10 protein-coding genes and 1 pseudogene are annotated in these 12,655 nt (G+C 64.1%); 8 read left to right on the forward strand and 3 right to left on the reverse strand.

Annotation, left to right across the window (positions count from 1 at the left end; all coding sequences use genetic code 11):
* Positions 1-14: 14 nt before the first annotated feature.
* The 4 genes and pseudogenes from pgm to ACVWYI_RS09600 all read left to right on the forward strand — a co-directional run bounded on the left by pgm (position 15) and on the right by ACVWYI_RS09600 (position 4,746).
* Positions 15-1,670, forward strand: a complete 1,656-nt coding sequence (gene pgm / locus ACVWYI_RS09585; RefSeq protein ID WP_456661811.1) for a phosphoglucomutase (alpha-D-glucose-1,6-bisphosphate-dependent) — start codon at positions 15-17, stop codon at positions 1,668-1,670.
* Positions 1,671-1,934: 264 nt separating this feature from the next.
* Positions 1,935-2,997: pseudogene (locus ACVWYI_RS09590) on the forward strand (aromatic ring-hydroxylating dioxygenase subunit alpha).
* Positions 2,998-3,001: 4 nt separating this feature from the next.
* Positions 3,002-3,754: a GntR family transcriptional regulator gene (locus ACVWYI_RS09595; RefSeq protein WP_456661812.1), complete on the forward strand. Its 753-nt coding sequence runs from the start codon at positions 3,002-3,004 to the stop codon at positions 3,752-3,754.
* Between the two features lie 11 nt (positions 3,755-3,765).
* The gene (locus ACVWYI_RS09600) at positions 3,766-4,746 is read left to right on the forward strand and encodes a PDR/VanB family oxidoreductase (protein ID WP_456661813.1); all 981 of its coding nucleotides are present in this window, start codon (positions 3,766-3,768) and stop codon (positions 4,744-4,746) included.
* Between the two features lie 220 nt (positions 4,747-4,966).
* Here ACVWYI_RS09600 and ACVWYI_RS09605 read toward each other — a convergent pair whose 3' ends face one another.
* Together ACVWYI_RS09605 and ACVWYI_RS09610 are read right to left on the reverse strand one after the other, a co-directional pair.
* Positions 4,967-6,928 carry a putative bifunctional diguanylate cyclase/phosphodiesterase gene (locus ACVWYI_RS09605; RefSeq protein WP_456661814.1) on the reverse strand — a complete coding sequence of 654 codons (1,962 nt, stop codon included), beginning with the start codon at positions 6,926-6,928 and terminating at the stop codon, positions 4,967-4,969.
* 310 nt (positions 6,929-7,238) lie between these two features.
* A complete protein-coding gene (locus ACVWYI_RS09610) occupies positions 7,239-8,732 on the reverse strand; it encodes an FAD-dependent oxidoreductase (protein ID WP_456661815.1) in 1,494 nt (497 codons plus the stop codon).
* A 50-nt stretch (positions 8,733-8,782) separates the two neighbouring features.
* On the opposite strand from ACVWYI_RS09610, the gene ACVWYI_RS09615 reads away from it, so the two are divergent.
* Positions 8,783-9,262, forward strand: coding sequence for a MarR family winged helix-turn-helix transcriptional regulator (locus tag ACVWYI_RS09615; protein WP_456661816.1), 480 nt, complete (start codon positions 8,783-8,785; stop codon positions 9,260-9,262).
* 24 nt (positions 9,263-9,286) lie between these two features.
* On the forward strand, positions 9,287-9,730 hold the full coding sequence (locus ACVWYI_RS09620) for an arsenate-mycothiol transferase ArsC (RefSeq protein ID WP_456661817.1): 444 nt from the start codon (positions 9,287-9,289) through the stop codon (positions 9,728-9,730).
* Positions 9,731-9,873: 143 nt separating this feature from the next.
* Here the strand turns inward: ACVWYI_RS09620 and ACVWYI_RS09625 are convergent, their stop codons facing one another.
* Positions 9,874-10,239, reverse strand: coding sequence for a nuclear transport factor 2 family protein (locus tag ACVWYI_RS09625; protein WP_456661818.1), 366 nt, complete (start codon positions 10,237-10,239; stop codon positions 9,874-9,876).
* 99 nt (positions 10,240-10,338) lie between these two features.
* On the opposite strand from ACVWYI_RS09625, the gene ACVWYI_RS09630 reads away from it, so the two are divergent.
* Positions 10,339-10,929: a TetR/AcrR family transcriptional regulator gene (locus ACVWYI_RS09630; RefSeq protein ID WP_456661819.1), complete on the forward strand. Its 591-nt coding sequence runs from the start codon at positions 10,339-10,341 to the stop codon at positions 10,927-10,929.
* A 54-nt stretch (positions 10,930-10,983) separates the two neighbouring features.
* Positions 10,984-12,609: a GMC family oxidoreductase gene (locus ACVWYI_RS09635; protein ID WP_456661820.1), complete on the forward strand. Its 1,626-nt coding sequence runs from the start codon at positions 10,984-10,986 to the stop codon at positions 12,607-12,609.
* Positions 12,610-12,655 lie beyond the last annotated feature (46 nt).

Genomic DNA, 12,655 nt, shown 5'->3' on the forward strand with positions numbered 1-12,655 from the left:
ACGAGGTATATTCGGTGGCTGATGTTCATCCCGCGGCGGGCAAGCAGGCCTCGCCGGACGCGCTCACCAACATTCCGCAGCTGGTGACCGCCTATTTCGCTGGCAAGCCTGATGTCGCCGATCCCGCGCAGCGGGTGGCGTTCGGCACATCCGGCCATCGCGGCACCTCGTTCAAGAACAGCTTCAACGAGGGCCATATCCTCGCGACGACGCAGGCGATTTGTGATTACCGACGAGAAAAGGGGCTGACCGGTCCGCTGTTCATCGGCATCGACACCCATGCGCTGGCCGAGCCGGCGCTGGTCAGCGCCGTCGAGGTGTTCGCGGCCAACGGCGTCGACATCATGATCGACAAGGACGGCGGCTACACGCCGACGCCGGTGATCTCGCACGCGATTCTGACCTACAACAAGGGCCGCACCTCCGGCCTTGCCGACGGCGTCGTCGTCACGCCGTCACATAATCCGCCGGAGGACGGCGGCTACAAGTACAATCCGCCCCACGGCGGCCCGGCCGACACCGACGCGACCTCGGTGGTCGAGAAGCGCGCCAATGCCTATCTCGCCGATGGCCTCAGGGGCGTGAACCGCATCGACTACGCCAGGGCACGCAAGGCTGCGAACGTCCACGCCTACGACTTCATTACGCCCTACGTCGCCGATCTCGGCAACGTGGTCGATCTCGACCTCGTCAAATCCGCCGGCATCAATATCGGCATCGATCCGCTCGGCGGCGCCGCCGTGCATTACTGGCATCCGATCATCGAGCGCTACGGCCTGAAGGCGAGCGTGGTGAACGAGGCGATCGATCCGACCTTCCGCTTCATGACGGTGGACTGGGACGGCAAGATCCGCATGGATTGCTCCTCACCTTACGCAATGGCCAGCCTGATCGCGATGCGCGACCGCTTCGACGTCGCCTTTGCCAACGACACCGATGCCGATCGGCACGGCATCGTGACGCGCACCGGCGGACTGATGAATCCGAACCATTATCTCGCGACTGCGATCTCCTATCTGTTCGCGCACCGCCCGAACTGGGGCAAGGATGCCGCGATCGGCAAGACCGTGGTGTCGAGCTCGATCATTGATCGCGTCGCCAAGAAGCTCGGCCGCAAGCTGGTCGAAACGCCGGTCGGCTTCAAATGGTTCGTCGATGGCCTCCTCAGCGGCGGTTTTGGCTTCGGCGGCGAGGAGAGTGCAGGCGCCTCGTTCCTGCGCCGTGACGGCACGGTGTGGACCACCGACAAGGACGGCATCATCCTCGGCCTGCTCGCCGCCGAGATCATGGCGAAGACCGGCCGCGATCCGAGCCAGCTCTTCAACGACCTCACCGCCGAGCTGGGCGTGCCCCATTACGCGCGCATCGACGTCGCCGCCACCACGCCGCAGAAAAACATCCTGAAGTCCGTCACGCCCGAGCAGCTCGGCCTGAAGGATCTCGCCGGCGATCCAGTCCGGGCGACGCTGAGCAAGGCGCCCGGCAACGGCCAGCCCTTCGGCGGCATCAAGGTCGAAACCGATTTCGGCTGGTTCGCCGCGAGGCCATCGGGCACCGAGGACGTCTACAAGATCTACGCGGAAAGTTTCCGCAGCACCGAGCACCTGAAGCGGATCCAGGAAGAAGCGCAGGCGGGGTTGACGAAGGTGTTCGGGGCGCAAAAGGCGTAGGACAAGCGCCGGACTTGCCTCCTTCGGAGATGGTGCTTCAGCCGCGGCGATTGTCGCACGTCATGGCCGGGCCTTGTCCCGGCCATCCACGTCCTTGCCGTGCGACGAAAGCTCTCGTGCGCAGCGCCTGTTCTTATAGTTTCCTGCCTCTGTATACCATTAGAGAGACAAAAGGTATTTAGATACGCTGTTTCGCCCCTTGAACGATTTCATTCCTGCACTATTGTATACATAGCGTATTCAACAGCCTTGGGAGTGAGCCCGGTGACAAAACCCTTCCCGATGAACGCCTGGTACGTCGCCGCGTGGGATGCCGACGTGAAGCCGGCGCTACTGCCGCGGACGATCTGCGGCAAGCATGTCGTGATGTACCGCAAGGCCGATGGCTCGGTGGCCGCGCTGGAGGATGCATGCTGGCATCGCCTGGTGCCGCTGTCCAAGGGCCGGCTCGAAGGCGACACCGTCGTCTGCGGCTATCACGGCCTGAAATACAATGCGCAGGGTCGCTGCACCTTCATGCCCTCGCAGGAAACTATCAACCCGTCGGCCTGCGTCCGCGCCTATCCCGTGGTCGAACGTCACCGCTACATCTGGCTCTGGATGGGCGATCCCGCCCTGGCCGATCCCGGGCTGGTGCCCGACCTGCACTGGAATCACGACCCGGCCTGGGGCCGGAGACGGCAAGACCATCCACGTCAATTGCGACTACCGCCTCGTGCTCGACAATCTCATGGACCTCACCCACGAGACTTTCGTGCACGGCTCGTCAATAGGCAACGAGGCGGTCGCAGAGGCGCCGTTCGACGTCACCCATGGCGAGAAGACGGTGACGGTGACGCGCTGGATGCGCGGCATCGAGGCGCCGCCGTTCTGGGCCAAGCAACTCGGCAAGCAGCCCGGCAAGTCCGGTCTCGTCGACCGCTGGCAGATCATCCGCTTCGAAGCGCCGTGCACGATCGCGATCGACGTCGGCGTGGCACCGACCGGCACCGGCGCGCCGGAAGGCGACCGCTCGCAAGGCGTCAACGGCTTCGTGCTCAACACCATCACGCCCGAGACAGAGAAGACCTGCCATTACTTCTGGGCCTTTGTGCGCAACTATCAGCTCGGCGAGCAGCGCATCACCACCGAGATCCGCGAAGGCGTCTCCGGCATCTTCCACGAGGACGAGCTGATCCTCGAGGCGCAGCAGCGCGCGATGGACGAGAACCCCGATCGCATCTTCTACAACCTCAACATCGACGCCGGCGCGATGTGGACGCGTAAGCTGATCGACAGGATGGTGGCGAAGGAAAACCCGCCGCAGCACCTCCAGGCCGCGGAGTAAGCGTATGGCCGAGCGTGAGGTTGACCGCTCTGTCTCGCAGACCGTGAAGGCGCAGCTCGCGCTGCGCGACCAGATCCTCTCGGGCGCGTTGCGGCCCGGCGAGCGCATCTCCGAACTCCAGGCGGTCGAGACGACCGGCGCCTCGCGCACCCCGGTGCGCATGGCGCTGGTGCGGCTGGAGGAGGAGGGGCTGCTGGAGGCGATCCCCTCCGGCGGCTTCATGGTGAAGGCGTTTTCGGAGCGCGACATCTCCGATTCCATCGAGCTGCGCGGCACGCTGGAAGGGCTCGCCGCACGCTTCGCCGCCGAGCGCGGCGTTTCCGCGCGCGAGCTCGTGCCACTGAAGGAATGTCTGGCCGCGATCGACGAGTTGCTGCGCCAGGTCCCGATCTCGGTCGATGCCTTCTCGTCCTATGTCACGCTGAATGCGCGCTTCCACGCACTGCTCACGGAATTGTCGCGCAGTCCGCCGCTGATCCGGCAGATCGACCGCGCCTCGGCGCTGCCGTTTGCATCCCCGAGCGGTTTTGTGATGGCGCAATCGGCGCTGCCGGAAGCGCAGCAGATCCTGATCATCGGGCAGGAGCACCACCGCGTCGTGATCGACGCCATCGAGAATCGCGAAGGCGCGCGCGCTGAAGCGATCATGCGCGAGCATGCGCGGCTCGCGGTGCGCAATTTGCGGCTTGCGCTGCGCAACCGGACCCATCTCGACCTCCTGCCGGCGCTCGCGCTGATCAAGTCCGCAACCGATTGAGGGCAGTCACCATGCGCTTCATCGAAACCTGGATTCCGGCCACGCTCGTGTCGACGCGCGATCTTGCGCCGGGCATCCGCGAATTCCTGATCCTGCCGGATCAGTTCGACGGCGCTGCCTATCCGGTCGGCAGCCACATCAATGTCAGCGTCACCATCGATGGGCAGCCCGAGACGCGGTCCTATTCGCTGGTCGGCGAAGCCTCGTCGCGCGGCTTGAAAATCGCGGTGCGCCGCGCGGAGGATTCGCGCGGCGGCTCGCGCTATATGTGGTCATTGCAGCCGGGCGCGCGGCTCGACATCACGACGCCCGCCTCGCTGCTCGCGGTCGACTGGGCGCGCCAAAACTACTGTCTGATCGCCGGCGGCATCGGCATCACGCCGATCCTCGGCGCCGCGCAGGCGCTGGCGCGGCGCGGCGCCGATGTGGTGTTGCACTATGCCGTGAGTTCGCGCAACGACGCTGCCTATGTCGACGATCTTGCAAGTCTGCTTGGTGATCGTCTGGTGGTTCATGCGAGCAACGAAGGCCGCCGGCTCGATCTCGACGCGCTGTTTGCGTCATTGGCGCCGGGCACGCTGGTGCTGTTCTGCGGCCCGATGCGGATGCTGGATGCCGCGCGACACGCCTGGATCGGCGCGGGCCATCCGCTTCCGGATCTCCGCTACGAGACTTTCGGCTCCAGCGGCACGCTGCCGACCGAGGCATTTCGCGTGCGCTTGAAGGGCTCCAACGTCGAGCTGGAGATCCCGCGCGAACGCTCGATGCTGGACGTGCTCAACGCCAGCGGCCACGACGTGATGTACGATTGCAAGCGCGGCGAATGCGGCCTGTGCGCCATCGACGTAGTCGAGGTCGACGGCGAGATCGACCATCGCGACGTCTTCTTCAGCGACCATCAGAAGCAAAGCAACCAGAAGATCTGCGCCTGCGTCTCCCGCGCGCGAGGGACGATCACCATAGACACGCTGTTGCGCGCGGATGCGATTTGAGGGGGACTGTAGCGGGATCTATTTGGGCGGAATGGACGGGGCCGCGGGCTCACTCGACCTCTCCCGCTTGCGGGAGAGGTCGGCGCGCAGCGCCGGGTGAGGGCTCTCTCCGCTTGGGGGTTGTCCCGTTTCGGAAATACCCTCTCCCCAACCCTCTCCCGCAAGCGGGAGAGGGAGCGCACCTTCTCCGTAGCAGCACCAATCCTACTCCTAACGCGCGCTACGCCGCGTAACTCGCCCGAAGCTTCTTCGGATCCAGCAGCGCTAGAACATGATCCGCCGACACCGGCCGGCTGATCAGATAACCCTGCACTTCGTCGCAACTGATCTGGCGCAGATATTCGAGCTGGTCCGCGGTCTCGACCCCTTCGGCGACCACGTCGATGCGCAGGTCGCGTGCGAGGCCGATGACCGACTTTACGATTGCGGCGCAGTCCGGCTGCACCAGCATGTCGCGGATGAACGATTGGTCGATCTTGATGCGGCTGAACGGCAGCTTGCGCAGGTAAGTCAGCGAGGAGAAGCCGGTGCCGAAATCGTCGAGCGCAACCGTGACGCCGAGCTCCAGCAGCGCGTTCAGGACCGACGCGGCGGAACCGTATTTCGACAGCAGCATCGATTCGGTGATCTCGATCTCGAGCCGGTGCGGCGCGATCTTCGCGTCCGCAAGCGCCTGCACGATGATCTGGAGGATGGCTGTGTTGTGAAACTGCGCGGCCGAAAAATTGACGGCGACCCTGATCTCCTCGGGCCATTCGGCAACCGTCGCGCAGGCGCGGCGGATGACCCATTCGCCGATCTCGTGGATCAGCCCGGTCTCCTCCGCGATCGGTATGAATTCGCTCGGCGGCACCAGTCCACGCTGGGGATGTTGCCAGCGCAGCAGCGCCTCGAAGCCGGTGATGCGGTTGTCGCCGAGGTCGAGGAACGGCTGGAACACCAGGAGCAGCTCGTCTCTGGCGATGGCGCCTTCCAGATCCGATTGCAGCGCCTTGCGGTCGCGAGACACCTTGTCGTCGCTGGCCTCGAAGAAACACACTGTGCCGGGGCCCGCTTTCTTGGCACGGTAGAGCGCGGCATCGGCATTCTTCATGACGTCAAGCGGTGTGTTGCCGTCCCGCGGTGCGAGCACGATGCCGACGCTGGTCGCGCCGACGACCTGGCGGCCCTCGATCTGGAACGGTTCGTCGAACGCCGCGATGAAGCGCTCGGCGATCTCGAGCGCATCCTCCGGCCGTGCCAGATTGGCCATCACCAGCGCGAACTCGTCGCCGCCGATGCGTGCGACATGCTCGGCCGCGCGGGTGCAGCGTTGCAGGCGGCTTGCGATCTGGACCAAAAATTCGTCGCCGGCGGGATGGCCGAACTTGTCGTTGACCTCCTTGAAGCGATCGAGATCGAGCAGAAGCACCGCGAATTCCTCGCCGGACAGAGCGAGCCGCTTCAAGGCAGCATCGAGCGTTTCGTTGAAGGCGACCCGATTGGGCAGATGGGTCAGAGGGTCCTGCCGCACCGTGCGCTCTGCCTCGATCTGCCACATCACGCGCCGTGCGAACGCCAGCGAATTGACGAATACCGCACGCAGCAGCACGCTCCCGTACACCACGACCAGGACGGCCATCAGCATATAGGCGGGATCGCCGTCCCGACCGAGGCAGATCGCGATGCCGATGAAGATCGGTGTCGTAAAAGCGATCGCCGCAATCGGGATCGTGGCGAAGGCCAGCGCGCCGCCGGCCAGCATGCCCGAGCAAAGGCAGGTAATGACGAGCTGGCCGCCGGTCGCTGCGTGGGCGAAGAAGGCGACCGGGACGATGCCCCAGGCAGCGCCAAGCACGAAAGCGTTGCGCACCAGCCGATGCATGGCCCGGCGCGAGACGAATTGCGGTTTGGTGATGCGGCGTGAGGCGTGCGATTGCAGGCCGAACGCGATCGCGGCGCCGGCCACGGCGACCGCCCAGATCAGCGCGAACATCCGGTCGGGCGAATGCCACAGCGCAATAGCGAGTACGGCAGCATTGCAGGCGTTCGCCAACATGATGCCGACCGAATAGCCGAGCACCAGCGACATCTGTTCGGCGCGGATATGGCCGGCGACGGCTTCGTCGGTTACGGGACCGCCAAAGGCCGACAGATCGCCGGCGAACAGCCGCGCGAAATAGCTGGTCGTTTGAGTCCGCATTGCAGAGCCTAGCAGCATGGGCCGGTTGTCCGGCCCGACCCGGAGAATTCGCTGCAAACCTTTGACGAACTATGAATTATCCGAGCTTGCGACGATCACCGCGACCACTTCTGTGTGTTCGTCACGGAGTATCGATAACAAATCGATACAAATGCGCGGCGGTAACGCTCAGCCGAGAGCGGATACTCTTGAACTCGCGCCGCGACCAGGGCGCGCTCCACCCCTGTCGCGGAGCGGGTCAGAGGATCTTGTCGGGCCCGCAAGCGGACTTGCGGCCCGACGTCTCATCATAAGTCCAAGCGGCCTTGAATCAGGCGAGACCCTGTTCGACCAGGAAATGCGTGAGCCTATCGATCTGCCGGAAGTCTACGAGGGCGGCAATGTAGCCGTCAGGACGCACCAGCACCCAATCCCCCGGCGACACGGAATATGCCGCGCGAAAGTGCTCGCTTTCGTCGACGAGCTCCGCACCTGGACCTATGCAGTGGATGTGCAGTCCATTGCACGCCGATAGCGCTCCGCGTTTCACCTGATAGCCAAGCAGCGTCCAATGCGGCCCCTTGAGCAACCCGAACAAGCGTATGGGCTGTCCGGCGGCCCCGCGTAGCGGCGCATCCGGTGCACGGTTTCCCCCGCGGGGACCTTCCAGACGTCCCGGCATTTCCAGCGTCAGCGGTGATCCCGGATAGCCGATGTCGAGTTGCTGCACCTCACGGCCGCGTCTCATGTCGCCGCGTTTGGTGGCTTCCAGCAATACGGTGGCAAGGCCGAGCATGCTTGCAGCCACGGGTCGACGTTCTCTCTCATAGCTGTCGAGCAGAGTTGCGGAAGCGCCACGGATGACCGCCGCGAGCTTCCAGCCGAGGTTGTAGGCATCCTGCACGCTGGTGTTGAGGCCTTGTCCACCCGTCGGCGGATGAATGTGAGCCGCATCACCAATCAGAAATGCACGGCCGTCCCTGTACCGATCGGCGAGGCGCGCGTTCATCTGATAGGCCGATGCCCAGTGCGCGCGCCGGATGCGGATATCGTTGCGCCCCGTGCGCTCAGCGATCATCGCTGATAGCCCGTCGGCCGATAGATCGACTTCGCCTTCGAGCGGAACCGGTGCCTGCAGCTGGAAGAGCTCCGTCCCGGCCAGTGGACACAGCGCGATCTGGCGATCCATTGCACCATCGTTGAAGCGGTGCCACGCCGTGCGGTCCAGCCCCGTCAGGACAATATCGGCGACGACGGCACGCACGCCAAGCGTCTTGCCTTGAAAACCGATATCGAGAGCGTGACGGACGAAGCTGCGGCCTCCATCGGCGCCGACGAGGTAACGCACCCGCACCGTCTCCTCATCGACCGGGCCTGACAGACGCGCAGTCGCGCCGTCCTGATCCTGCTCCAAGCCCACCAATTCGCAGCCGAATTCCACCCGCCCGCCAAATTCGAGCAGGCGTTCGCGCATCACGCTCTCGGTCAGAAATTGCGGGATCATTAGCGCCATGTGGTAGGGCTCTGCGGGTGTCGGGGCGGTTTGCTCAGAAACCTCCGACTCGATGAAGCTGCCATCGTCCCGATATTTCCGCTGTGGCGGGTAGAGACCGCCGGCCGCAACGATACGATCGATGATGCCGAGGTCCTCGAAAATCTCCTGGGTTCGGGGCTGGATTCCCTTGCCGCGAGACCCGTGAAACGGACCGTCGCTCTTCTCGATCAGCCGAAAGGATATGCCCCGCCGGGCGAGATCGATAGCGAGCGTAAGGCCCGCCGCGCCTGCTCCGCATATCAGAACATCCGCCTTGAATTGCTTTGTCATGGCACCCTCAATATGTGTAATATGCACGCATTAAGCAGAGGGCAATCGGGATGTCAAGAAGGGTGCAAAATACACATATTAAAAAACAGGTGCGCTCTCTTCACGAAGCGTTGATCGACATCGCCAGTGTCATGAATCGCCGGCAGGGCGACGACATGATGATTCGCGAAGCGGGCATATCGCTCGATCGCGCGCTGTTTCCGCTGCTCGTGGGCATCGAGCGGCGTGGTCCGATCGGCGTCGTCGATCTCGCCGATCGCATGGGACGGGACTACACGACGGTAAGCCGGCAGGTCGCGAAACTGGAAAGTCTAGGCTTGATCAAGCGCCGCGCCAGCGAAGCGGATCGCCGCGTCAGTGAGGCCACAATCACCCCGAGCGGGAAAGCCATGACGGACGCGATCGACAGGGCACGCGAACGGATCGTCGCGGCGATGTTTGCGACCTGGGACGATCAGGATGTCGAGGACCTGGTGCGTTTGATGCGCAAGCTCGCGGACGCGATGATCGCGCCGGGCGACCCAAGCTGAAATCGATCACGAAAGCGCTGCCTGATGAGCAAGACCAATCGCGTGCTGTTTCTCTGTACCGGCAATTATTATCGAAGCCGCTATGCCGAGGAGGTTTTCAACCATCGTGCCCGGCTGGAGGGACTTGGGTGGCTCTCGTTCTCGCGCGCCGTGGCCGAAAAACTCGCGCCTGAAAATGTCGGGCCGATCTCGCCCTATGCGTTACAGGCGCTGCAAGCGAAGGGCATTGAGGCGGGAGGTGCTGCGCGGATTCCTGTGCTGTGCACGCTCGCCGACTTTGCGGACGCGGAGCTTGTGGTCGCGCTGAAGGAGGCCGAGCATCGTCCCATGATCGAGCAACGCTTTTCCGGGATCGCCAATCGCATCGAGTACTGGGATGTCGACGATATCGAATTCCTCGATCCCCGGACGGCGCTGGGAAAGATCGACGAACTGGTGCGGATGCTGATCCGGCGCATGCAAAGGTAGCGCTTCGCTCATCGCCCCAACTGTCATGCCCCGCGAAGGCGGGGCATCCAGTACGCCGCGGCTTCTCGGTTCCAGCGCGCTGTCTCGGAGTACTGGATCGCCCGGTCAAGCCGGGCGATGACACCGGTGTCCGGGAGGCGCTGTCACCGCCCCAGTTGCTTCGGGTCGTAATAGAACCGTTCTTCGATCAACTGATCGCCCCGCCACGTCTGCCATGCGATCTCATCCAACGTTCGGATGATGCCTTCGGCGCTGGTGAAGCTGAAACTCCAGCGCGTCGCGACATGGTCGCCCTCGATCAGGCTTGGCCCGATGCGGACCGCCTTGACCTCCCTGGAGGCGGACAGCACGCCGCGCTCCTTGGCGACGAGCTTGTCGCGGCCGACCGTTGGTGCTGCGTTGTTCTCGTAGGTCGCAGCCTCGGGCGTATAGAACTGCTCGATCGCGCCGATGAAATCCCCGGTCTCCAATCGCTTGGCAAAAGCTTCGACGACGTCACGGCTCGGCATGGCACACCTCACGAATAACCGACTGATAGTCGGTAAATACCGACTGGTAGTCGAAAAGTCAACTGGCTGCCTGTGCCGAATTGGATTAGACGAAGACTCATGGCGAAACAGGCGGAGCGGCGGGCAGCGACTTCGGAGGCGATCCTGACGGCGGCGCGCCGCTTGTTGGGAGCACAAGGATTTGGCGCGACGACGATGGACGAGATCGCCGAAGCCGCCGGCGTCGCCAAGGGCGCGGTCTATCATCACTTCAAGACCAAGGAGGCGGTGTTCGAAGCGGTGTTCGACCAGGTCTCGCGCGATCTGGTCGCCGAGATCGACAGCGCCGCGCGCGCCGAAAAGGATGTGCTCGCCGCGATGGTCGCCGGCACTCAGCATTATTTCGCGGCGACCGCCAAGGGCTCGACCGGTCAGATCATCCTGCGCGACGGCCCGGCCGTGCTCGGCTGGGAGCGCTGGCGCGAGATCGACGCCAAACATTTCGGCGGCAAGCTGCCGCGTGCGATTGCGGCGGCGATGGAGGCCGGGCTGATCGCACGGCAGCCGGTCGAGCCGCTGGCCCGGCTGCTGCTCGGTGCGGTGACGGAGGCCGCGGTCGCCTGCGCCGGGCGCGCGGATATCGCAAGGGCAGGGGCGGAATACGCCCGTGCGTTCAAGTCGCTGGTCGAGGCGCTGCGCGTCGCTGCATGATCGTGCTAAGTGACGAAACGGAAACGCCCACACCAACAAAAAGAACAGCAGCGCATGAACGCAACTTCCTCCCTCGCGCCCTCCGATCCTGAATTCGACTACATCATCGTCGGTGCCGGCTCCGCCGGCTGCGTTCTCGCCAACCGGCTGTCGGCGAACGGCAAGCATAGCGTTTTGCTGCTTGAAGCAGGCCCGAAGGATTCCAACATCTGGATCCACGTGCCGCTCGGCTACGGAAAGCTGTTCAAGGAAAAGACCGTCAACTGGATGTACCAGACCGAGCCGGAGCCCGAGCTGAAGGGGCGCCAGGTGTTCCAGCCCCGCGGCAAGACGCTGGGGGGATCGAGCTCGATCAACGGCCTGCTCTATGTCCGCGGCCAGCACGAGGACTATGACCGCTGGCGCCAGCGCGGCAACACCGGCTGGGGCTATGACGACGTGCTGCCCTATTTCAAGAAGGCCGAGAACCAGTCGCGTGGCGCCGATCAATATCACGGCAGCGGCGGCCCGCTGCCGGTGTCCAACATGGTCGTGACCGACCCGCTGTCGAAGGCCTTTATCGACGCGGCGGTCGAGAAAGGCTTGCCCTACAATCCTGATTTCAACGGCGCCACACAGGAAGGCGTCGGCCTGTTCCAGACCACGACGCGCAACGGCCGTCGCGCCTCGACGGCGGTGGCCTATCTTGGCCCCGCCAAGACGCGCGGCAATCTCAAGATCGAAACCGGCGCGCTCGGCCAGCGCGTGCTGTTCGAGGGCCGTCGCGCGGTCGGCGTCGAATACCGTCAGGGCGCGACGGTGCGCCGCGCCCGCGCGCGCAGGGAGATCGTGCTGTCGAGCGGCACCTACAACTCGCCGCAGCTGCTCCAGCTCTCCGGCGTCGGTCCCGCCGACCTCCTGCGCAAGCACGGCATCGACATCGTGCTGGACGCGCCGGGCGTCGGTCACGACCTCCAGGACCACATGCAGGTCCGCATCGTGATGCGCTGCTCGCAGAAGATCACGCTGAACGACACCGTCAATCACCCGCTCCGCCGCACGATGGCCGGCGCGCGCTATGCGCTGTTCCGGAAGGGTTGGCTGACGATCGCGGCCGGCACGGCGGGCGCGTTCTTCAAGACCAGTCCGCGGCTGGCCTCGCCCGACATCCAGGTCCACTTCCTGCCGTTCTCGACCGACAAGATGGGCGAGAAGCTGCATGATTTCTCCGGCTTCACGGCGTCGGTGTGCCAGCTCCGTCCCGAAAGCCGGGGGACCTTGCGCATCAGAAGCGCCGACCCGACCGTGCCGCCCGAGATCCGCATCAACTACATGTCGACAGAGACCGACCGCACCACCAATGTCGAAGCTCTGAAGATCCTGCGCAAGATATTGCATGCGCCGGCGATGAAGCCGTTCGTGGCTGGCGAGTACGATCCCGGGGCGAAGGTATCCACGGATGCCGAGCTGCTGGATTATTGCCGTGAGCGGGGCAGCACCATCTACCATCCGACCTCGACCTGTCGTATGGGCAATGATGCGCTCGCGGTGGTCGACCAGCGGCTGAAGGTGAGGGGGCTCGAAGGCCTTCGCGTGGTCGACGGCTCGATCATGCCGGACCTCGTGTCGGGGAACACCAATGCGCCGATCATCATGATCGCCGAAAAGGCTTCCGACATGATATTGGAGGATGCGCCATAAGGCATGATCCGGAAAAGTGGGAACCGGTTTTTCCGATAAGATCATG

It is taken from the genome of Bradyrhizobium sp. LB13.1 (assembly GCF_054056815.1).